This is a genomic window from Priestia sp. D3YE.R1 (genome assembly GCF_049199565.1).
Taxonomy (GTDB): Bacteria; Bacillota; Bacilli; order Bacillales; family Bacillaceae_H; genus Priestia; species Priestia aryabhattai.
On sequence record NZ_JBLTHW010000001.1, the window covers coordinates 2,263,246 to 2,283,926 of the forward strand.

Annotated in this window: 22 protein-coding genes; 13 read left to right on the forward strand and 9 right to left on the reverse strand. The window is 36.8% G+C overall.

Translation table 11 applies throughout. The features are described from left to right. Positions 1–35: 35 nt before the first annotated feature. The 3 genes from ACOZIR_RS12050 (at position 36) to ACOZIR_RS12060 (ending at position 3,311) form a co-directional block, all read left to right on the forward strand. Positions 36–1,226 carry a TcaA NTF2-like domain-containing protein gene (locus tag ACOZIR_RS12050; RefSeq protein ID WP_045294502.1) on the forward strand — a complete coding sequence of 397 codons (1,191 nt, stop codon included), beginning with the start codon at positions 36–38 and terminating at the stop codon, positions 1,224–1,226. Between the two features lie 425 nt (positions 1,227–1,651). Continuing rightward, on the forward strand, positions 1,652–2,734 hold the full coding sequence (locus tag ACOZIR_RS12055) for a tyrosine-type recombinase/integrase (RefSeq protein WP_310878650.1): 1,083 nt from the start codon (positions 1,652–1,654) through the stop codon (positions 2,732–2,734). 142 nt (positions 2,735–2,876) lie between these two features. Beyond that, positions 2,877–3,311 (forward strand): hypothetical protein, encoded by a 435-nt coding sequence (locus ACOZIR_RS12060; RefSeq protein ID WP_013083346.1) that lies wholly within the window; start codon positions 2,877–2,879, stop codon positions 3,309–3,311. A 36-nt stretch (positions 3,312–3,347) separates the two neighbouring features. On the opposite strand, the gene ACOZIR_RS12065 is transcribed toward ACOZIR_RS12060, so the two are convergent. Further along, positions 3,348–3,800 (reverse strand): MarR family winged helix-turn-helix transcriptional regulator, encoded by a 453-nt coding sequence (locus ACOZIR_RS12065; protein ID WP_060745525.1) that lies wholly within the window; start codon positions 3,798–3,800, stop codon positions 3,348–3,350. A gap of 198 nt (positions 3,801–3,998) precedes the next feature. Between ACOZIR_RS12065 and ACOZIR_RS12070 the strand changes: the two genes are divergently transcribed. Together ACOZIR_RS12070 and ACOZIR_RS12075 are read left to right on the forward strand one after the other, a co-directional pair. After that, the gene (locus ACOZIR_RS12070) at positions 3,999–4,787 is read left to right on the forward strand and encodes an HAD family hydrolase (RefSeq protein ID WP_013057222.1); all 789 of its coding nucleotides are present in this window, start codon (positions 3,999–4,001) and stop codon (positions 4,785–4,787) included. Positions 4,788–5,213: 426 nt separating this feature from the next. Beyond that, the gene (locus ACOZIR_RS12075; RefSeq protein WP_045294499.1) at positions 5,214–5,723 is read left to right on the forward strand and encodes a hypothetical protein; all 510 of its coding nucleotides are present in this window, start codon (positions 5,214–5,216) and stop codon (positions 5,721–5,723) included. 114 nt (positions 5,724–5,837) lie between these two features. Here the strand turns inward: ACOZIR_RS12075 and ACOZIR_RS12080 are convergent, their stop codons facing one another. The 3 genes from ACOZIR_RS12080 to ACOZIR_RS12090 all read right to left on the reverse strand — a co-directional run bounded on the left by ACOZIR_RS12080 (position 5,838) and on the right by ACOZIR_RS12090 (position 9,100). Then, the gene (locus tag ACOZIR_RS12080) at positions 5,838–7,118 is read right to left on the reverse strand and encodes an Nramp family divalent metal transporter (protein WP_328121450.1); all 1,281 of its coding nucleotides are present in this window, start codon (positions 7,116–7,118) and stop codon (positions 5,838–5,840) included. 156 nt (positions 7,119–7,274) lie between these two features. Next, positions 7,275–8,204: a PD-(D/E)XK nuclease family protein gene (locus ACOZIR_RS12085; RefSeq protein WP_045294497.1), complete on the reverse strand. Its 930-nt coding sequence runs from the start codon at positions 8,202–8,204 to the stop codon at positions 7,275–7,277. Between the two features lie 401 nt (positions 8,205–8,605). Further along, positions 8,606–9,100, reverse strand: a complete 495-nt coding sequence (locus tag ACOZIR_RS12090) for a hypothetical protein (protein WP_045294495.1) — start codon at positions 9,098–9,100, stop codon at positions 8,606–8,608. 416 nt (positions 9,101–9,516) lie between these two features. Between ACOZIR_RS12090 and ACOZIR_RS12095 the strand changes: the two genes are divergently transcribed. Next, the gene (locus ACOZIR_RS12095; protein ID WP_045294494.1) at positions 9,517–10,017 is read left to right on the forward strand and encodes a GNAT family N-acetyltransferase; all 501 of its coding nucleotides are present in this window, start codon (positions 9,517–9,519) and stop codon (positions 10,015–10,017) included. A gap of 35 nt (positions 10,018–10,052) precedes the next feature. Here the strand turns inward: ACOZIR_RS12095 and uraH are convergent, their stop codons facing one another. Genes uraH through ACOZIR_RS12110 form a run of 3 tightly spaced genes read right to left on the reverse strand, consistent with a single transcriptional unit; the run spans position 10,053 to position 12,272 of the window. Continuing rightward, on the reverse strand, positions 10,053–10,409 hold the full coding sequence (gene uraH, locus ACOZIR_RS12100; protein ID WP_045294492.1) for a hydroxyisourate hydrolase: 357 nt from the start codon (positions 10,407–10,409) through the stop codon (positions 10,053–10,055). Further along, a complete protein-coding gene (gene uraD, locus ACOZIR_RS12105) occupies positions 10,406–10,933 on the reverse strand; it encodes a 2-oxo-4-hydroxy-4-carboxy-5-ureidoimidazoline decarboxylase (protein WP_045294490.1) in 528 nt (175 codons plus the stop codon). The genes uraH and uraD overlap by 4 nt, the downstream gene beginning before the upstream one ends. A gap of 16 nt (positions 10,934–10,949) precedes the next feature. Further along, on the reverse strand, positions 10,950–12,272 hold the full coding sequence (locus ACOZIR_RS12110) for a nucleobase:cation symporter-2 family protein (protein WP_028413186.1): 1,323 nt from the start codon (positions 12,270–12,272) through the stop codon (positions 10,950–10,952). Between the two features lie 271 nt (positions 12,273–12,543). On the opposite strand from ACOZIR_RS12110, the gene ACOZIR_RS12115 reads away from it, so the two are divergent. The 6 genes from ACOZIR_RS12115 to ACOZIR_RS12140 all read left to right on the forward strand — a co-directional run bounded on the left by ACOZIR_RS12115 (position 12,544) and on the right by ACOZIR_RS12140 (position 17,140). Further along, a complete protein-coding gene (locus ACOZIR_RS12115; RefSeq protein ID WP_045294487.1) occupies positions 12,544–13,131 on the forward strand; it encodes a lysophospholipid acyltransferase family protein in 588 nt (195 codons plus the stop codon). Positions 13,132–13,151: 20 nt separating this feature from the next. Then, positions 13,152–13,637 carry a hypothetical protein gene (locus ACOZIR_RS12120; RefSeq protein ID WP_028413188.1) on the forward strand — a complete coding sequence of 162 codons (486 nt, stop codon included), beginning with the start codon at positions 13,152–13,154 and terminating at the stop codon, positions 13,635–13,637. 219 nt (positions 13,638–13,856) lie between these two features. Further along, a complete protein-coding gene (locus tag ACOZIR_RS12125; protein ID WP_028413189.1) occupies positions 13,857–14,930 on the forward strand; it encodes a branched-chain amino acid aminotransferase in 1,074 nt (357 codons plus the stop codon). Positions 14,931–15,154: 224 nt separating this feature from the next. Then, positions 15,155–15,382 (forward strand): hypothetical protein, encoded by a 228-nt coding sequence (locus ACOZIR_RS12130; protein WP_014459922.1) that lies wholly within the window; start codon positions 15,155–15,157, stop codon positions 15,380–15,382. A 137-nt stretch (positions 15,383–15,519) separates the two neighbouring features. After that, positions 15,520–15,801 carry a hypothetical protein gene (locus tag ACOZIR_RS12135; protein WP_028408383.1) on the forward strand — a complete coding sequence of 94 codons (282 nt, stop codon included), beginning with the start codon at positions 15,520–15,522 and terminating at the stop codon, positions 15,799–15,801. Positions 15,802–16,213: 412 nt separating this feature from the next. Next, on the forward strand, positions 16,214–17,140 hold the full coding sequence (locus ACOZIR_RS12140; RefSeq protein ID WP_013057209.1) for a manganese-dependent inorganic pyrophosphatase: 927 nt from the start codon (positions 16,214–16,216) through the stop codon (positions 17,138–17,140). 18 nt (positions 17,141–17,158) lie between these two features. On the opposite strand, the gene ACOZIR_RS12145 is transcribed toward ACOZIR_RS12140, so the two are convergent. Further along, positions 17,159–18,103, reverse strand: a complete 945-nt coding sequence (locus tag ACOZIR_RS12145; protein WP_310878651.1) for an alpha/beta hydrolase — start codon at positions 18,101–18,103, stop codon at positions 17,159–17,161. 236 nt (positions 18,104–18,339) lie between these two features. On the opposite strand from ACOZIR_RS12145, the gene ilvD reads away from it, so the two are divergent. Next, positions 18,340–20,016: a dihydroxy-acid dehydratase gene (gene ilvD / locus ACOZIR_RS12150; protein ID WP_045294483.1), complete on the forward strand. Its 1,677-nt coding sequence runs from the start codon at positions 18,340–18,342 to the stop codon at positions 20,014–20,016. 65 nt (positions 20,017–20,081) lie between these two features. Here ilvD and ACOZIR_RS12155 read toward each other — a convergent pair whose 3' ends face one another. Beyond that, the gene (locus ACOZIR_RS12155; protein ID WP_045294481.1) at positions 20,082–20,510 is read right to left on the reverse strand and encodes a GNAT family N-acetyltransferase; all 429 of its coding nucleotides are present in this window, start codon (positions 20,508–20,510) and stop codon (positions 20,082–20,084) included. Positions 20,511–20,681: the final 171 nt, after the last annotated feature.

A 20,681-nucleotide genomic window follows, 5' to 3' on the forward strand; every position in this document is an offset into this window, starting at 1 on the left:
GAACAGACTAAATTCGGCGTTGAGGAGGACACCTTATGCATAAAAAATGGACGATTGCATTCGTTCTACTGCTGCTAATGGTTTTGGCGGCCTGTGAAGAAAAAGAAACAGTTAAGTTATCCAAACCAACCGAACCTTCCTCAGATGAAGTGATCCCAAAGGATCAAGCTAAGTCATCTATCAAGCCTGATCTTGTATCAGAAAAAAAAGCAGAAAAAACTGCAGTTGAGACGATGAATAAAATTTCAAGTACCTATAAAGAATTGGGCGAAGAGTATGAATGGGATAATGAATCTAACCCTGCTGATTATGAAACGCTAAAAAAAGCGCTAACGCCATATGCAACATCATCTTTAATTGCAACAAAGTTAAAAAGTATCTCCACTAACTACTACTGTAAAGAATGTAATATGAGCTTTTTCCCTGATGTTAATCATGTTATTCGATTTGAACTTATTAACAATCATGCTGGACAATTTTCGGTGTCAGCCATTGAGCCAATTAGTAAAGAAGGAAGCGGCGGGCTGACCATCTACATGAATTTCAAATACGTAAATAAGCAATGGAAGTTAAATGAATGGGATGAAGTTACCTATCACCAAAAATACCTCAACATTACGGCTGATGAATATAGGGAATACGTGAAGTCAATTAATCCTTCTAGCGACATTTCATACCAAGGTGAAACTACTCGCACAAATGAAAAAGGGGAAAAGGAAGAAATCTTGATTTTTAAAGAGAATAATAAAAAATATGCCATCAGCAAAATCAGTTCTCAGCGCATCGACGATTTTAAAGAAGATGAAAAAGAAAAAGAAGAGAAGGAAGAAAAAGAGTTTAATTTAAAAAATATCCAAAAGGTTGATCAAGAAACAGCAGATATTTTTATTGAACATTATTTACGAGATTTAACAAAGTCCATTAACACGAATAAATTTGAACACGTACAGCCTTATATCCAGCGAGACAGTGTTTTATGGAATGATCAAAAGCAGCTTGTGAAGATGCTTTATGAAAGAGACATCCGAGAAGAACTTGTTGACTATTCAGTATTAGACGTCGAAACCGCGAGTGAAGAAGAAGGTGAAACGGTCTATACAATCCGAACAAAAGAAGTCATTTCAATTACAACGAACGGTCAAAGTCAAGAAAAAGAGTACTATCGAACGTATACCGTTTCTTATAACGATAAACGGCTGCACTTGACTAAAATTGAATCCCTTTAAAAAACATCACGCTTTGCGTGATGTTTTTTATTTACAGATAGTATAAAAAGGTTTGAGGCTATTACGATAACTCCTTCCGATCATCTGCCTGGGGTAATTTTTCTATCCATCCTTTTTTAATCATTATTCGCCCAAAAGAAGAGATGGTTTTTAAATTCCTTATCCTTTACTTGACTAACGCAAGATAACTCTTCCTTATCAAGCGTTCATATGATAAAGTAGAGAAATAAGCGGAAAATAGAATTATTTTTACATATAATGGATATTTATATTAAAACCTTAAAAAATAAGCTTTCTAAATTGAGTTTTGAGAGGTTTTTTGAAACTTTTAATGGTATTTATCCCGACCTTAAAAAAGTTCGTTATATTTAATTCTGGTTCATTTTAAAAGCATATCTTTATTTTCGATAATTAGGAGGGGTAAAATGGAAGAATTTGAATTGTCGCCTGTAAAAAATTCGTTTCGTCAGCTTAAAGAGCAGTGGGAAGAGGCAGAGCTGTTGGATGAAGATAACAACTTGAATTTAAAGCACGTTTCAGATGAAGAATTTATTCAGCTCTTTTTTTCGATGCGTATTATCAAAAAATCACTTTCTCCTCATACGATTAGATCTTACAATCAAGACATGAAAACAATTCTGTCTTTTTTCTATGAACGAGAGATTACATTAAAATCGATTGGGTTTATGGAAGTCAAATTATTTAATGAAGAAATGATGAATCAATATGCAAATCGCACCGCTGCAAGAAAACTAGAATTTTTTAGAAGAATGCTAGAGTTTGGACACGCTACTCATTTTTATCCTTCGCTGTATACGACGTGGATTGAAAAACCATCTATTGCAAAAGGACATTATAGCGACAAGGAAAAACAAAATCGCACTGAGTATCGAGAGCTAACTGATCGCGAAGCGCAGGTAATTGTAAATGCGTTAGAATCCGTCGTGCGCATTCGCCAGCATGAGAAGGAATTTAAAGCTCGCAACCGCTTAATGGGAATGCTTTTGTACATGAGTGGAATGCGTTCAAGTGAACTGCTGAGTTTAAATTGGGGAAGCTTCCGCGAAGACCGCCGGGGAAATTTGGTTGTAGATGTGATTGGTAAAGGAAAAAAAGAACGCACGATTCCCGTGTTTGATGATGTGAAAGAAACACTTTTCGCTTATCGGCACGCGTTAAATGAAAGCACTGAACTAAGTCCTTTTGATACCGAACCGCTTTTTTACTCCATTAAAGAATACTATCGTACCGGCGAAAAAAAACGATTATCCTATACAACTTTGTATCGAACGATTAAATCAGCTGTTTATAAAGTAAAAGGAAACGCATCTATTTCTCCTCATTGGTTTCGTCATACCTTTATTACAAATAGTTTAGCTAATGACGTTCCGCTTGCGGTTGTGAAGCAAGTAGTGGGGCATTCTTCTATTGCTACAACGAACGTTTATCTTGAAAAACTTCAAGAGGATACGGTATACGACGCTTTTCGGAAATCGGGCTATCGCTAATTACTTATAATATTTTTATGTAAACTAAAAGTAAATATATTTTCATTTTTACTGCTTATGCGTATGAAATAAGTTGGATAAATGAATAAGTTACTTTTCCTACAATATAATGGTAGAAAGTCGATAAAGGAGGGAGCTACCTATGACGGCTAAACATCCGCTTCACTACCATTTCGGAGAAGTAACGGAGCTTTTTCATTACATATATGAAGTTTGTGAAACAGCAGGTATTTATATTGACTGGAGCGGAACAGCCCAAACCGTTCAGCTATACCGAAGCAAAGAGTCTTTTTTATCGGGAGAACGCTATATCGGAGCTATTCAGTATGAAGGAAGCAATCAGTTTCAAAAAAGGTGGCCTTCTACTGTCAGCTTGAGATTTCGACGTGCGAACTTGTCGTTTATTTTAAAATATTGTTTAGAACAAATTGAAGACTACCGCAAAGATACGAACAAAGAACCCTTCATTAATCCAAACGCAGAATCCATCGCTTTTAAATTCACCTCTTTAACAGATGAAACCAAACAAGTGATTTCAAAAATTAAAGAAGTACTATGCATCGCCAACTACGTATAAAACCCCGCAGAATGTTACCTGTGGGGTTTTGGGTATTTAACGCAGGTCTTCTGCGTCTTGAAGCAATTGTTCGGCGCGGAATTCAAGTTTTTGTAAAGTGTCGGTATAAATTTTCACCTGCTGCTCGTTTAGCTGGGATGTTAATTCGGAAAATACCTGCTCTACAGCAGGCGTCACTTCTGTTTTTAAACGCAGGCCGTCTTCTGTTATTTGAATAAAAAACGAGCGGCGATCTTCTGGGTTTCTAACACGCTGAATCCAATTTTGTTTTTCTAGTAAATCTAAAATTTTAGTCAACGTCGCTTGATCTTTATCTGCTCGCTCCGCTAATTGCTTCTGCGTACTATATTCAGCTTCTGATACGCGTTTTAAAACGGTCCACTGTTCTGGCGTAATTCCAAAAGGACGCAAGCGTGCGGCAACCACTCTGCTTAAGCGCTTACTTGTACGAACTGTGGGAATGCCGAATATTTCTTCTAACGATTCCATATAAAACCTCCTGCATACATACCTGCTGTGATTATATCAGCTCTTTTAATTTCTGTAAATTTGTTTGTAAAGGTGACGACTTATAAAAATAAATTTGTAGAATAAATTGCAAATACACTAGACTTATTGTGTGTATCCTTGTAATCTAGTGTAAGAATAGTTAAACTTTTTCAAAAACAGTAGGGGGTACACACATCCATGATTAAGGCGGTATTTTTCGACTTAGATGACACGCTACTTTGGGATCAAAAAAGCGTAAAAGAAGCATTCGTTGCAACATGTACATATGCAAGTGAGAAATATAATCTGAAACCTGAAGAACTAGAAGAAGCGGTGCGTAAGGAAGCAAGAGAATTATATGCTTCGTATGAAACCTATGAATTTACGCAAATGATCGGCATTAATCCGTTTGAAGGATTATGGGGGAATTTTTTAGACGATCATGATGAATTCCGCAAAATGAAAGATATTGTTCCTACTTATCGCAAAGAAGCATGGACTCGAGGTCTTCGTGCTCTAGGAATTCACGATGATGCTTTTGGGGCGGAACTAGCTGAGCGTTTTCCGTTAGAGCGCCGCAAAACACCTTTTGTATACGAAGAAACGTTTGAAGTGCTTGATCAATTAAAAGGAAAGTACAAGCTGCTGCTGTTAACAAACGGTTCACCTGACTTACAAAATACCAAATTAGACATTACATCAGAACTGGTTCCATATTTTGATGAGATTGTGATTTCAGGGGCATTTGGTCGCGGTAAGCCGGATCCGTCTATTTTCGATCACGCTTTATCACTTATGGATTTAAAGAAAGATGAAGCAATTATGGTTGGAGATAATTTAATGACAGATATATTGGGTTCTTCTCGCGTTGGGATGAAATCTGTATGGATTAATCGTCACGATAAAGAGCGAAATGAAGTCATTCCTACTTACGAAATTACACATTTAAGTGAATTGCATTCAATTTTAGATGAACTAAATTCATAATACAAACAAACAAAAAAGAGGCGGAAATCGTCTCTTTTTTGTTATAAAAATAAGTACAGAAGTCTCTTCAGATTCTATATCCGTTCAAAATCCCCCTGACTTCAGTCAAGATTGTTAATTACATACAGAAAAAAACGCCTGTCTTTTGTTTTATAGAAAAAGAAGGCGTTTTTTTGTAAAACCATCTTGTTTGTCATAGAAAGAGCAAACCATACTACAATCCCTGAATAAAAAGAAGGAATATACAAGGGAAGCGGAGCAGACGATAGACATAAAAAGAAAAAGAGAATAGACATAAAGCGCGTTAGTGTAGTCAAGTTCAAAAAGAACGTGTATCATTGTAACTGCTGGTAACAAAAGATAGACATAGAATATAAATAAAAAGTTATGAGAAAGGAAAAGGTGCGTGCATCACGTTAAAGACATATGAACAATAAACATACAAAAACAACTACTGAATTTAGTAATAAAAAAATAAACATGCATTTAAATAGAAAGCTATCAGCCGCTATTATAGCTGCGTTTCTTTTTACTTTACTTTTTTGTTTTATGCCAGGTATAAAAGAGTCAATTCCTAATTTTTCTATTAAAAAAACCAGTCCGCATTTCATTAATTTATTTCCTTTATACCTTTTATTTTTTACACCCTTCTTTTTAATAATGGGGACGTTAGGCACGGTTATCGTTGATTTATTAGTCAGTGCTTTTGTTAAAGAACGCAGTAAAAAAATTGATTTTATCATGTCATTCATATTTCATGCTATTTTTGGATTTTTAATGTTTGAATTTGGAATGATGGGCGTCATTCTTATTTTTATTGTTGACCGTATTCTTTCAATCCGTAAAGAAAGCTACTCTTATTTATATCCACTGGGTTGCTTAGTGCTGTCGGCTATTATTGGAACTCTTATCTATTTCATTTCTACTATCGTTTAACAAAAGAATAATAAAAAAGAGACCTCAAAAGTTAGATATAGTCTAACAATCCGGGTCTCTTTTTTTGCTTCTTTCTTCTTCCAAAAACACTAATTGGGTAAGTTGTTTAGTTTGCTATGCTATCGTTTGATAAATCAAAAAGATATTTAAACAAATGACCAATGCAGCTATCACCCAAGCTACAGTAGTTGTTGCTTTATGATTAACCAACCCGCCCATGATTTTTTGATTACTTGTGAACATGATAAGAGGAACGAGCGCAAAGGCAATTCCGAACGATAAAATAACTTGACTGACAACTAGTGCACTTGTTGGATTTACGCCAAGTCCGATAATCAAAAGCGGCGGAATAATGGTAATGAAACGGCGAAGATATAAAGGAATTCTACGTTTAATAAATCCTTGCATGATGACATCTCCAGACATCGTTCCGACCGAAGAGCTTGAAAGTCCTGAAGATAATAATCCAACACCGAACGCAATAGCTGCAAAGGGACCAATTAAATGTTCAAATTGTGTAAAAGCCACGTCCAAATCTTGCACGTTTAGTCCGTTTTTAAAGAATAGAGCGGCTGCGACAATCAGCATGCTTGCATTAATTGCACCAGCAATAATCATGGCAATAACAATATCAATAAATTCAAAGCGGAAAATCGCTTTTTTCTCCGATTCTGTAGCTCCTACCACGCGGCGCTGCGTAAGAGCTGAGTGCAAATAAATCGCGTGTGGCATAACTGTAGCACCTAAAATTCCAGAAGCTAACAGCACGCTGTCCGTTCCATGAAATTGAGGGACAAATAAGCCGTGGACAACACTTGCGCCGTCTGGATGCGCAAGAAACATTTGAGTCCCAAAAGCTAATACCACAATAAAAACCATGGCCGCAATCGCTGCTTCTAGCAGTCGAACACCTCGTCTTTGTAACTCTAAAATAGCAAAAGAACCTACCGCTGCGATCAGTGCCGCTGGGAACAAAGGAATATGAAATAATAAATAAATTCCAAGAGCAGCCCCAATAAATTCTGCTAAATCCGTTGCCATAATGACCAATTCTCCTTGGATCCAAAGCCCAAAAGAAACGAAGGACGGGAAGTATTCCTGTGCTATCTCGGGTAAATTCAAGCCCGTTGCAATCCCTAATTTAGCTGATAACGATTGAATTAAGACAGCCATTAAGTTAGAAATCAATACAACCCAAAGCAGCATGTATCCGTATTGAGAGCCCGCTGCAATATTAGTAGCAAAATTACCTGGGTCAATATAAGCAACCGCTGCGATAAAAGCAGGCCCTAAGAAAGGCAATAATCGCTTAATTCCTTTTGTTTTACCCGACAATACGTCTTGAGCACTTAGCTGCATAGCTGATAATGCTTTACTGCCGTTTTGATCTTTCATGTCTAGTGCTCCTTTCTTTGATGAACAATAAATAGCCCGAGCTAATTTTTTTATATGAAGTATAAAATGTTTCCTTAATGCAAATTATATGCTAGCAAAGGTTCTTTTGACAATAAAAAAGTTTAGCAAAAAATATAAAACATCTTCAGTTGTTTTTTATCCCGTTTGGCACAACTCTTTAAATGCGCAGCCGTGACAGGAGGAAGGCGTATCTGCTTGAGGGAAATGCTCAAGCGGAAGAGGCTGATTTACCTCTGAGTGTTCCAAAAAAGTTTTCATATAGTCAATGCTTGTATCAACTTGCCGAAGAACAGCTTCAATTTCGTGAAGAGTAAGTTGATACGTACGCGCACTGCCTGAAAGCAAGTATTCGTTTCGGACTTTTATTCGATCAACGGAAATATTATATTCAGCTAGCACGTAGAGGGCGTATATCGCGAGTTGAAACAAATCATCTTTTGTTTGTTTACTTGTTTTCCAATCAACAATCGTAAATTCGTCTGTGATAGGATTTTTAAAAAGAGAATGAAAAGGCGCATATACTTTATGATCATACACATTTATAGAACGAAACGACTGATGAGACTCTACTTCTAAAGAAGGTGAAGACAACACGTCGCAAAAAGATTTACTTTGTAAAAAGTTATGTACACAAATGTGTACCCGCTTTTGCATGTCTTTAAGATCTTTTTTAGAAATATAGCCATTTTCGTAGAATTCTAAAAGCATCTTATACTGAGCAGGTTTATGATACCAAAGCTCTCCATAGTCAGTAGAATCACGCAGTGCGTTATTTAGTAGCTGCTGCACTTTCTCGACTAAGTTTTGTTCACTCGGGACAAGCTGTGTAGATGTATAGTCAGAAATGGCCTCTGTAATTACTTGACGGACGGCTTGTCCTGCGTACATAGATAAAGTAGAAACCTTTTTTAAACGATAAGCGCTTTGAGACTGTGCAGAAGCGCTGTCAAGCCAACCGTTGTGTGAGACATAATAATGATATGCATACTTTCGGTTGCACTGTGTGATCATTTTATGTCTGGAGTACGACCATGAAAATTCAGGGAAATCAGTGATTTGAAACAAGCTATTCACATCCTTTTTCAAAAACTGCGCATAGGTTGGTCTATTAGTGTATTCGTACATGAGTTAAAATAGACTAAAAATGCAGAGAGTGAATAGGCTACCCATGCATATTATTTTGTGGATTCTCGCGAAATATGTATAAATAGAAAAAACTATTTAAAAATTGATTGCTTTTTTCTGTGACGGATGTTATATTAATAAAGCGATGAGCTAATTTGTGTAAGTCGAAGGACATGCTTTCGAGCTAAACGTGTGAATGTGGTCACACGGTCCCCGCCACAAACGCATCAAAGACGTCCTGCGTGGACGTCTTTTTCATGTTATAAAAAAAGAGAGCAATATGCTCTCTTTTTTTTGATCTCTTTTATCATTTCTGTCCCTTTTATTTACTGCAACCAAATTTACTGTATTTGCACATTTGCCGCATATTGCATGGTTCCTCTTGTAGAGTTAATCGCAATATCAACAACGTACAAACCTTGATTTTTAGGAACCTTAAATTCATTATTTTTGACAAACAGCTTGGTTTTTTCACCGTTATCTCTCCATATATGCACACTCACACTACGAATATAAGCACCGTCTAAGTTCGAAAAATTGAGCTTAACTGATTGTTGCTGCTTCAATGGGATACTTTTTTGCTGCGATATGTATGTATATAAATCATATACATTTATTTCTTTTTTTGTTGTTGAACGGCCGTTTGACCAGTTAATAGAACCTTTATGAAGGTGATAAGTATGTTCGTTGACCGCAAGCGCAGCTTCAGGTTTGTTTTGATCGTATTCTTCCTCTAGAAAAAAAGCACTGTTCTTAAGTAAAAGTAAGAAGAATACAATAACAGCTCCTAGACCGCTTAAGACATATACACCACATTTTGCGGATTGTACTTTCATAATAATTTCCTTTCACAGACCAATAATTAAGGAGGATAGGTACATAAAATTTCCACTTTTTCTATTCTAAACGATTACAAATAAAATTACATTTATTGCTTGCTTTCTTCACAAAAAACAGGATAATAGTCATGTATTTGCTATAAAATATCTCCTTAGATCCAATTCAAACCTATAGAAAAGGAAGGGAAATGGAAATTAAAAGAGGGAATCTAAAAAATTTACAGAAGTTGATAAGTGATTTAAAATTATACAGAGGAAAAAAGCATTTCAAAAAAAGGGAGATTAGTAGGTTTTTCGTTCTACTGCCGCTACTTAAAAAGTCGTATTTTTCGTAAGAAACTGTAAAGCTATATTTTATAAAGGTGAACCAATACATATATAAACAAAAGGGACACAGAAAAAGGGGGATCAGCATGCAAATTAGAGAACTAGAATTACATGATGCTGCAAACTTTGTAGATTTGCTTAAACAAATTGAAGAAGAAAGTAAGTTTATGCTGTTTGAAAGTGGAGAGCGAAAACTGAGCACAGATCAGCAGGAGAAAAACATCGAAATCTTTAAGCAACAGCTAAACTCTACGATTATTGTAGCAGAAGAAAACGAGATGCTTGTGGGATATATAGCTGCAACAGGGGGTGAAGCTAACCGAAACGCTCACATCGCTTCTTTGACATTAGGTATTCGAAAGACGTTTCAAAACCAAGGGATTGGGACGGCTTTAATCAGTGCACTTGAAGAATGGGCAAGAGAACACCATATTCATCGTCTTGAGCTCACAGTCGCTATACAGCATGAAAAGGCTCTTTCTTTATATGACAAAGTAGGATTCGAAATTGAAGGGACAAAAAAACATTCACTGCGAATTGGCGGTTTGTTTATTGATGAGTACTATATGTCTAAATTGCTCAACTAAAAAAGAAACGACGTTTAAAGACGCCGTTTCTTTTTTTAGCTTCCTCTATAAACTTGGTATCCCCACGGTGACACAAGCAAAGGAACGTGATAGTGTTCTTGTTCAGAAGACAATCCGACTCGAACAGAAACTTGATTTAAAAAGGGGGGATTTGTTGTTTGGACTTCTTGTTTTTTATAATACTCCCCAATATGAAACAGAAGTTCATAATCTCCTGATTCAAACGCTTCAGAAGAGAAAAGCGAAGTTACTAATCGCCCGTCTTCATTTGTAGTACCATGCGAAAGTTTTATTCGTTTACTTTCTGACTGAATGTGATAGAAATCAACTTTGACAAAAGCAGCCGGACATCCGTGAGTGAGGTCTAAAATATGCGTCGTAATTTTAGTCATGCTCGTTTCTTTGTCTCCTTATCTTCAGTAATTTTATCAGTTAAGCGAAAGAAAGCGATTTTATATACTTCTTCTAACGCTGTATCAAACTCCATTTGTTTGGTATTTTGTAAGCGACTTTGCATTGCCTCATAGATATCTTCTTTTTGTTTACCTCGTACTGCCAAAATAAAAGGAAAAGGAAACTTCTCCATATACGTTCCATTAAGAGAAGAAAACTGTTCATACTCATCTTGTGTTAAGTTTTGTAAGCCTGCTTTGGTTTGTTCTTCAGTAGAAGCAGATGTCATAGCGATATTTTCACCTAGATTTGGATGAGCCTGCAGCAACTTAAGCTGTTTTTCTACAGATGCTTGCGCTACAATTTCTTTCATCTTTCCGTGAAGTTGTTCAACGGACGAGAAAGGGCGCTTAGAATAAGCCTCTTCTGCAACCCAAGGTGAATGTTCAAATATATCACCAACTAATGAGACAAAATGCTGCTTGCTAAGCTGATTTACATACTGCACGGATACATTATTCATACTAAATAAACCACCTTTACTTTACTTCTGAATAATCTGTCTTCTCTAAAGAGACAGAAGGTACTTTTCGTTCAACCGATGCGTTAAAAAAGAGATTTAATAAAATGGCAGCTAAACTTCCAGTAATAACTCCATCGCTTACAATCACACGCAAAGCATTTGGGAGCTGGGCGAATAAATCGGGTACCACCGTTACACCAAGACCCAGTGAAAGAGAGCACGCAATAATCAGCAAATTTTCTTGTTTAGCCAAATCAACAGCGCTTAGCATTTTGATGCCTGATGAAATAACTAAACCAAACAACACGACCATTGCTCCTCCTAAAACAGGAGTAGGAATAATGGTTGTAAAAGCAGCTATTTTAGGAACAAGTCCCAATAATACGAGAATAAAGCCGGCTACTACCACTACATTTTTTGTTTTTACTTTCGATAATTGAACCAGTCCTACATTCTGAGCGAATGTATTGTAAGGAAAAGCATTAAATAGCCCTCCAAGAACAATGGCGATTCCTTCGGCACGGTAGCCTTTTGTAAAATCTTTTTCAGTTAATTCCCGATCACACAGTTTTCCTAACGCTAAAAATACGCCTGTAGACTCAATAATAATGACCAAGCATACGAGAATCATCGTTAAAATCGGTCCAATTTCAAAAGTGGGCATCCCAAAATAAAAAGGAGTGGGAATGTGCAGCCAAGAAGCTTCATTAAAGTTAGTGAAATTAACTTTTCCCATTAATACAGCGGCTATTGTTCCGGCTACAATTCCAATCAACACAGAAAGAGAACGAAGGAAACCGCTGAAAAATCGATTTAAAATTAAAATAAGCGCTAGAACACCAAAAGATAGAAGAAGATTAGAAAGAGAACCAAAATCTTTACTTCCTACTCCTCCTGCCATATTTCGGACAGCGGATGGTACAAGTGATAAACCAATCATCGTCACAACCGTTCCTGTGACAACTGGAGGAAAAAATTTAATAATTTTGCCTAAAAAACTTGCTGCCAGTACGATGAAAATACCACCGGCAATAATCGCTCCGTAAACAGCGCTAATTCCATATTGAGTTCCAATCGCAATCATAGGAGTCACCGCTACAAATGAACTTCCAAGTACAACAGGAAGACCAATCCCAAACCACCTGTTCGTCCAAGCCTGCAGCAGCGTAGCTAGTCCGCAGGTCAGTAAATCAATGGCTACGAGATAGGCTAAGTCATGTGCATTTAAATTTAATGCGCGTCCTACCATCAGCGGAACGAGAATGGCACCCGCATACATAGCGAGTACGTGCTGTAATCCCAATGAAGCTAGTCGAAACGGTCGATTTTGGTTATTCACCTAAAAACCTCCTTTAATTATATCACATGTAATGTTAATAAATATTACATTCAGGATGATACATTAATAGTAAAATGTTTTTTAAGGGATGTCATTAGTCAAGTTGACCAAAAACAGAGATTTCAATATCTCCTTTTTTACAATATATAGAGAAGTAGGTAAGCTGCCGTGTAAAAAGATGTTACATTCCCTTTTTTAGTACCAACTCTTAATATCAAGTGATATAATTTTTGTATATATTTTCAACTAATAGAGAGAAGAGGAAACATTTATGTATAATGTCGCGGCTTACACATGTAAATTTTTATTGAAAAGGAGAGGGAAGCTTCACGTAAAGAACAGAGAGTATCTGCCAATGGATACAGGCTTTGTGATCGCTTGTTCGCATAAAGGATGGGTAGACGTCGTAGCGCTTGGTACCGCAGTTTTGCCTCACCAAATTCATTTTATGGCAAAAAAGGAGCTATTTAATCATATACTTACTAGTAATGTATTAAAAAAACTTAACGCATTCCCAGTAGATCGTAACAATCCAGGACCCAGCAGCATTAAAACACCTATTAAATTGGCAAAACAAGGACATATAGTAGGGGTTTTCCCTAGCGGCACGCGAACAGAGGAAGACGTTCCTTTGAAAAGAGGAGCAGTCACTATAGCAAGTATGGCAAAGGTTCCTATTGTACCCGCAGTTTACAAAGGACCCGCAAATGTAAAAGAGCTATTTTCAAAGGATCCCATTGTCATTTCCTTTGGAAAGCCTATCTACCTTGCTGAAGGAAAACTGACAAAAGATCGGCTCGCCGACGTGTCAAATCACTTAACAGCTTCGATTCGTGCGTTAGAGGAAACAGAAAAATAACTTCATAGCGGAGGTGCATCATGAAGGATTGGGTACAGAGAAAGCTAAACGATGTGATTAGTGATGATGTGCAGGCAAAAATGAAAGAAAAGATGGCTGAAAGCGGTGTAACCGTTCCTATATCCGCTTCTATGCTCATGCGAATTTTTCAAAAGCAAATGACAAAGCAAGATCAAATTCAGCAATTCTCTATTTCATTTCAAGACTCCTATATTCACGTGAATGGAATTATTAAAAAATTTCTGGTGAGAATTCCATTTTCTATTGTGCTAGAACCTCTTGAAGCCAAAGAACGTACGCTTGTATTCAAAATCCATGAAATGAAACCTCTTAATCAAAATTGGATCAACTATCGAATTTTTCACAAGCCGCCTGTTACTACGTATGAAGAAAAACAAATTCATATCAACCTCAATGAAATTGATAAAGTGAAAGTCATTCCAGTAGGAAAAATCAAACAATTTTCAATACAAGATGAAAAGCTTCGAGTGAAAATTGGTTTATAAATGGTTGTAAATAAAATGTAGAAATAGTTTTTTTAGAAAGAAAACCTTTTCAATTCAGCACTTAATTCGATTAGGTGCTATTTCTTTATAATTTTTATAAAATTTTTAGAATTTTTCGTCTCTAACTATTGTGACACGCTTCCCTAAAGTTGTACAATGTAACTTATATAGAGGTTTAAGCGAAAAACCCGTAAATATAAAGAGCAAGGAGAAACAACTATGACAACTTATTCAATCGATGTAACACTAAGTCAAACAAAAAAAGAAAAGCCGCAATCTGATCAATTGCAATTCGGGAAAATCTTCACGGACCATATGTTCATTATGGATTATACAGAAGGCCAAGGATGGCACGATGCTCGTATTGTACCTTATCAACCTATCACATTAGATCCGGCATCCATGATCTTTCATTACGGGCAGTCTGTTTTTGAAGGACTAAAAGCATATGTAACAAAAAAAGAGCAAGTATTATTATTTAGACCAGATGAGAATTTCAAACGTTTAAATAAATCAAACGATCGTCTTTGTATTCCTCATGTTGACGAAGACTTAGCATTAGAAGCGTTAAAACAGCTGATTAAAATTGACCGCGAATGGATTCCTACTGCTGAAGGTACATCACTATACATTCGTCCATTTGTCATCGCGACAGAGCCTTACTTAGGAGTAGCGCCATCTGACCGCTACCAATTTATCATTATTCTATCCCCAGTTGGCTCATATTATAAAGAAGGGATTGCTCCTGTAAAAATTGCGGTTGAAAGCGAATTTGTTCGTGCTGTAGCCGGAGGGACAGGGACTGCTAAAACAGGCGGAAACTATGCTTCAAGCTTAAAAGCTCAGCAGCTTTCTGACTCAAAAGGCTATTCACAAGTACTGTGGTTAGACGGAGTTGAACGCAAGTACATTGAAGAAGTAGGAAGCATGAATATTTTCTTCAAAATTGATGGAGAAGTAGTAACGCCATCTGTGAACGGAAGCATTTTAGAAGGAATTACGCGTAAATCCATCATTGAGCTGCTAAAACACTGGGATATGCCTGTAACTGAGCGCCGTATTTCTATGGAAGAAATTAAGCAAGCTTATTCGGAAGGCAAACTAGAAGAGGCATTTGGAACAGGTACAGCTGCAGTTATTTCTCCGATTGGCGAGCTATTTTGGAATAACGAGAAAATGGTCATCAACGGTGGAAACACAGGAGAAGTATCACAAAAACTGTATGACACTCTAACAGGTATTCAAAATGGTACAGTGGAAGATCCATTCGGCTGGGCAGTGGAAGTAGAGTAAATTTCGGTAATCGAATATCTTTTTACGTAAAAGAAGCGGGACAGCTCCCGCTTCTTTTTTTGTTGATTGTCGAGTAGTTCAAAAGAAACAAACTATATTTTGAATATTTAGAACTATTTATATACTTTTATTGTAAAATAAAATATAATTATCCTTATAAAAGCAATACGTTGTCTTTATTGAAATTCACAGCATTACTTATTCGTTATAAGGGGGAGAACAAAATGCTTTTTTTATCACATGATGAAAAAATTAAACAGCTGGCTTCACACTTAGCTGAACGACTCGAAAGAGAATTAAACCAAGAAACCTCAGATGAACAAATGCACGTGCTCATCGGCTACTTATTTGCTTCTCATTTAATCGAGCACCGTCCTACAGGTTATTACGTAAGGTCTCAATACCCTGAGCAGCTAAAAGATTTATATGAAACTTTACACGTCCACCAATAAATTATCTCTTCCTCTTTTGTCCTATATCGTGTAGAATTTTAGAAAATATATGATTTTCTAGTTGATGGCAGAGCTAGGATATAGCGTGGTGTGGCATTTACCTTTAAATGATTAAGTAATGGCTTTAGAGGTGAATAATGTTAGCGCAGATTAAAGAAATGAGTTTAGATAAAAATCGTCGTAATCCACATTACCGCGTGTTGTTGCAGTGTCCAGACGGGAGTGAACTATTCATTCACTTTAATTATACATACCGATCAAAAACATATTGGTCAAGAGATGTATATTACAACAATGTTCATAAAAAATCTCAGCTTGCTTGGTATACCCAAAGCGTAGAGGAAATGACTGCTCAGCAGTTTCTTGAAGAGCTAGGAGCTAAAGTAAATGAACATTTCAACTTTACACTGCGACGATAACCAAAAAAGCACCCTTTAACAAGGGGGCTTTTTTGGTTGGTTATTTTATATAAATAAAGACAAAATAATACATTTTCTCTTTAATAATAGTCATTTTTTCCTTACTTTTTTTCATCAAAATTGGCGAGATACTCCGTTTAAGTTATCTATCTAGTGATGAAGAGACGGGTTGTGTTTTATCGCTAACTTTTATATAATGAACGTACAAAACCCTCTATTTATATCGGAAATAGAGGTGTTTTTACTATGAAAAAGATACAAAATGGCAAAATATCTGCGGATGAACATCATTTTTCGCAAAAAAATTAAAATAATGTAAAAGTTTATGTTAAAATGGCAATGTTGCGTGAACGAATTAACTAAATTTACGCAAGAATGCTATTTACATACGTAAGAAGGAGAGAGATTTAAGATGGCAAAGACGTTAATTTTTGGACATAAAAATCCTGACACAGATACAATCTGTTCTGCAATTGCATACGCTGATTTAAAGAATAAATTAGGTGTAGACGCTGAACCAGTTCGATTAGGCGATATTAACGGTGAAACGCAATTTGCTCTTGAAAAGTTCAACGCTGAACTACCACGTTTCGTTGATGAAGTATCTAAAGAAACAAATGAAGTTATTTTAGTGGACCACAACGAACGCCAACAAAGTGCAAACGATATTGATCAAGTTCGTGTACTTGAAGTAATTGATCATCACCGTATTGCTAACTTTGAAACAGCAGATCCTTTATACTATCGTGCAGAGCCAGTTGGATGTACGGCAACAATCTTAAACAAGATGTATAAAGAAAACGGCGTAGAAATCGAACCTAACATCGCAGGTCTTATGCTATCAGCTATCATTTCTGATTCTTTATTATTCAAATCACCAACTTGCACAGACCAAGACGTTGCAGCTGCTAAAGAATTAGCGGAAATTGCAGGCGTAGATGCAGAAGAGTACGGATTAGCAATGCTGAAAGCTGGAGCTGACTTAGGCGATAAAACAGCTTCACAATTAATTTCATTAGATGCTAAAGAATTCAGCATGGGTACAAGCAAAGTAGAAATCGCACAAGTGAATGCAATTGACGTAAATGACGTTTTAGTACGCAAAGTGGAACTAGAAGAAGCTATTACTAAAACAATCGAAGAAAAAGGATTACAATTATTCCTTTTAGTTGTTACAGATATTTTAAACAGCAACTCTACTGCATTAGCATTAGGTTCTGCTGCTTCAAAAGTAGAAGAAGCATACAACGTAACGCTTGAAAACAATACAGCTGTCTTAGAAGGTGTTGTATCACGTAAGAAACAAGTAGTACCTGTATTAACATCTGTATTTGCTTAATAAAAAAACGGTTCGTGTCTACACACGAACCGTTTTTTTGTCTATTTGCACGTTAAGCCAATTTAGTATATCTTCTATCACTTCATCTTTATTTAATTCATTCAGCAACTCATGACGGCACTCTTTAAAAAAGCGGTAGCTTATATCCTGCAATCCTGCTTTTTTAAAGTCGTTATATACTTTGAGTACACCTTTTGTATAGCTGCCTACTGGATCTTGTTCTCCAGATATCAAATAAATAGGCAGGTTTAATGGAACTAGCTTTATATTAGCTAAGTTAGAGATTTGTTTGATTCCTGTTAGTAAGTCATAGAAAAAACCTGTGGTGAAAACTCCTCCGCAATAAGGGTCATTTACATATAAATCTACAGCCTCATTATCTTGACTTAACCAATCAAAAGGCGTTCGAGCAGGATGAAAGAATTTGTTGTACTGTCCAAAAGAAAGTTTATCAAGCAATGGACTAGCAGATCGTAATCCTTTTCTTTTTTTCTCCATTTTCGCAGCTAATATGCCTCCCCGCAGTGAAAGGGAAGGAATGCTGCCAGTACCTGAGAGCATCGCACCATGAATGTGCTCTGTATCCAATTGAATATATCTTCTCGTCAGAAAAGACCCCATGCTGTGACCGAAAAGAAAGATTGGTAGGCGAGGGTGTTCCGTTGAAATGTGCTTAGTCAAAGCAATCATGTCATAAACTACGGTGTCAAAACCATTTTCTTCAGCAAAAAAACGCTTTTCTTCATCTTTCAAAGCTGTTTGACCGTGGCCGCGGTGATCATTTCCATATACGATGTAGCCATGTTGAGTTAATACATTAGCAAAGTATTCGTAGCGTCCAATATGTTCGGCCATTCCATGGGCTATTTGGACAACACCTTTTGCAGAATGGTTTTCAACTTCCCATTTTTGTGCAAATATTTCTTTTTCTTGATGACCTCTGTAATAAAAGGATTGTTTCATGCTCAGCATCCACCTTCTGTTTTTCTGTAAAATAAGGGATATATGTATATATTATACTAATTTATGCAGGTGATTTTACTATTTTAAAATAAAAAATGATTATTTTGTCATAAACCTTTACAAACCTTTGTGTGATTTGTTAAATTAGTATTTATATTAAAAATTATTAAACAATTTAAAAAGATTTATTTTTTAATTAGTTTTTAATAGGTTAGATGAATACGGAGGGAATTATTGTGGCAGAATTAAGAAGTAACATGATCAAAAAAGGATTCGACAGAGCACCGCACCGCAGCCTACTGCGCGCAGCTGGTGTAAAAGAAGAGGATTTCGGCAAACCGTTTATTGCGGTTGTCAATTCATATATTGATATTGTACCAGGTCATGTTCACTTACAGGAGTTTGGTAAAATCGTAAAAGATGCGATTCGCGAAGCTGGTGGCGTACCTTTTGAAATGAACACTATCGGGGTAGATGACGGTATTGCGATGGGACATATCGGTATGCGTTATTCATTACCAAGTCGTGAAATCATTGCTGACTCAGTTGAAACGGTAGTATCTGCTCACTGGTTTGACGGAATGGTATGTATTCCAAACTGTGATAAAATCACGCCTGGGATGTTAATGGCTTCATTACGTCTGAATATTCCGACAGTTTTTGTTAGCGGCGGACCAATGAAGGCTGGCGTAACGAGCGACGGTCGTAAGATTTCTCTTTCTTCAGTATTTGAAGGCGTAGGAGCTCATCAAGCGGGTAAACTTGATGATAAAGGATTGCTTGAATTAGAACAATTCGGCTGTCCGACATGCGGATCTTGTTCAGGAATGTTTACAGCGAACTCAATGAATTGCTTAGCTGAAGCTTTAGGACTTGCTTTACCTGGAAATGGTACAATCTTAGCAGTTGCTCCTGAACGTAGAGAATTTGTTAAAAAATCAGCTAAACAGCTTATGGAATTAATTAAATTAGATTTAAAACCACGTGATATCGTAACAGAAAAAGCAATCGACAACGCATTTGCTTTAGATATGGCGTTAGGTGGTTCTACAAATACAGTTCTTCATACGCTAGCTCTTGCGAATGAAGCTGAAATTGATTATCCGTTAGAGCGTATCAATGAAGTAGCGGAACGTGTGCCTCACTTGGCAAAACTCGCTCCGGCTTCGGATGTATTTATTGAAGACTTACATGAAGCAGGAGGCGTATCGGCTGCTCTAAACGAGCTATCTAAAAAAGAAGGAGCTCTTCATTTAGATACGATGACGGTTACTGGAAAAACGCTAGGCGAAAACATTGCAGGATGCGATGTAAAAGATTATAACGTTATTCATTCAATCGATAAGCCTTTCACAGAAAAAGGCGGACTTGCTGTATTGTTTGGTAACTTAGCTCCAGACGGCGCGATCATTAAAACAGGCGGTGTTCAAGATGGCATTACTCGCCACGAAGGACCAGCAATTGTATTTGAGTCTCAAGACGAGGCGCTGCACGGTATTGCTAACGGAAAAGTAAAAGAAGGACACGTCGTAGTCATTCGTTATGAAGGACCAAAAGGCGGACCGGGAATGCCTGAAATGTTAGCTCCAACTTCTCAAATTATGGGAATGGGACTAGGCGCAAAAGTAGCACTATTAACAGACGGACGCTTCTCTGGCGCTTCACGTGGATTATCAATTGGCCACGCATCTCCAGAAGCTGCTGAAGGCGGGCCACTGGCATTTGTAGAGGATGGCGACCACATCGTGATTGACATTGAAGATCGTTCAATGAATGTTCAAGTTTCTCCAGATGTTTGGGAAGAACGAAAAGCAAACTGGAAAGGCTTTGAGCCAAAAGTGAAAAAAGGCTATCTTGCAAGATATTCTAAACTTGTAACTTCTGCTAGCACAGGCGGAATTATGAAAATCTAATAGTACAAAAAAGGCTCTCTGCGGAGAGCCTTTTTCTTTACTAGAGCAACTGTGCAAAAGAGTTTTTAACACGTAAACTCTTTTTTCATAATAACGTGTGGAATACCGTCTTCCATAAAGACATCAGAAGCAGTCTTATACCCTAATTTATGATAAAAAGGTTCAGCCTGAACTTGACCGTGAAGCTTAGATTGAGTTAAGCCTTCTTTTTTCGCTGCTTCTTCTAAGCTGGTCACCACTTCTTTTCCAAGTCCATATTTTCTAAATTCTTTTAATACACATACCCGCTCTATTTTAGCGAAACCGTCTACTATGCGGAATCTTCCAGAAGCAGCTGGTTCGTTGTTATAATAAATCAACATATGTTTTGCCGTTTCTTCATGCTCATCAAATTCATCTTCTAACGGCACTCCTTGTTCTTCAACAAACACTGTTTTACGTATATGAAATACGTCTTCAAGCTGCTCTTTTGTTGTAACATGCTTAATTTTCATCGAAAACCCTTCCTTTACTGCGAATTTATGCTTCTTTTTTGTATAATAAAGATATCTGATATAAAAAAGTATAAAGGAAAAACGAAATGTTGTAAATGCAACAAAAATAAACAACTGAAATATTTCGTAAATCATGTTTAATTTCTCGCTGTTTGAACTGCATCATAGCAT

Bases quoted from the DNA above. Each gene is read 5' to 3' on its own strand.
- ACOZIR_RS12050 (WP_045294502.1), top strand. From the start codon at position 36: ATGCATAAAAAATGGACGATTGCATTCGTTCTACTGCTGCTAATGGTT.
- ACOZIR_RS12055 (WP_310878650.1), top strand. From the start codon at position 1,652: ATGGAAGAATTTGAATTGTCGCCTGTAAAAAATTCGTTTCGTCAGCTT.
- ACOZIR_RS12060 (WP_013083346.1), top strand. From the start codon at position 2,877: ATGACGGCTAAACATCCGCTTCACTACCATTTCGGAGAAGTAACGGAG.
- ACOZIR_RS12065 (WP_060745525.1), bottom strand. From the start codon at position 3,800: ATGGAATCGTTAGAAGAAATATTCGGCATTCCCACAGTTCGTACAAGT.
- ACOZIR_RS12070 (WP_013057222.1), top strand. From the start codon at position 3,999: ATGATTAAGGCGGTATTTTTCGACTTAGATGACACGCTACTTTGGGAT.
- ACOZIR_RS12075 (WP_045294499.1), top strand. From the start codon at position 5,214: ATGAACAATAAACATACAAAAACAACTACTGAATTTAGTAATAAAAAA.
- ACOZIR_RS12080 (WP_328121450.1), bottom strand. From the start codon at position 7,118: ATGAAAGATCAAAACGGCAGTAAAGCATTATCAGCTATGCAGCTAAGT.
- ACOZIR_RS12090 (WP_045294495.1), bottom strand. From the start codon at position 9,100: ATGAAAGTACAATCCGCAAAATGTGGTGTATATGTCTTAAGCGGTCTA.
- ACOZIR_RS12095 (WP_045294494.1), top strand. From the start codon at position 9,517: ATGCAAATTAGAGAACTAGAATTACATGATGCTGCAAACTTTGTAGAT.
- uraH (WP_045294492.1), bottom strand. From the start codon at position 10,409: ATGACTAAAATTACGACGCATATTTTAGACCTCACTCACGGATGTCCG.
- uraD (WP_045294490.1), bottom strand. From the start codon at position 10,933: ATGAATAATGTATCCGTGCAGTATGTAAATCAGCTTAGCAAGCAGCAT.
- ACOZIR_RS12115 (WP_045294487.1), top strand. From the start codon at position 12,544: ATGTATAATGTCGCGGCTTACACATGTAAATTTTTATTGAAAAGGAGA.
- ACOZIR_RS12120 (WP_028413188.1), top strand. From the start codon at position 13,152: ATGAAGGATTGGGTACAGAGAAAGCTAAACGATGTGATTAGTGATGAT.
- ACOZIR_RS12125 (WP_028413189.1), top strand. From the start codon at position 13,857: ATGACAACTTATTCAATCGATGTAACACTAAGTCAAACAAAAAAAGAA.
- ACOZIR_RS12130 (WP_014459922.1), top strand. From the start codon at position 15,155: ATGCTTTTTTTATCACATGATGAAAAAATTAAACAGCTGGCTTCACAC.
- ACOZIR_RS12135 (WP_028408383.1), top strand. From the start codon at position 15,520: ATGTTAGCGCAGATTAAAGAAATGAGTTTAGATAAAAATCGTCGTAAT.
- ACOZIR_RS12140 (WP_013057209.1), top strand. From the start codon at position 16,214: ATGGCAAAGACGTTAATTTTTGGACATAAAAATCCTGACACAGATACA.
- ACOZIR_RS12145 (WP_310878651.1), bottom strand. From the start codon at position 18,103: ATGAAACAATCCTTTTATTACAGAGGTCATCAAGAAAAAGAAATATTT.
- ACOZIR_RS12155 (WP_045294481.1), bottom strand. From the start codon at position 20,510: ATGAAAATTAAGCATGTTACAACAAAAGAGCAGCTTGAAGACGTATTT.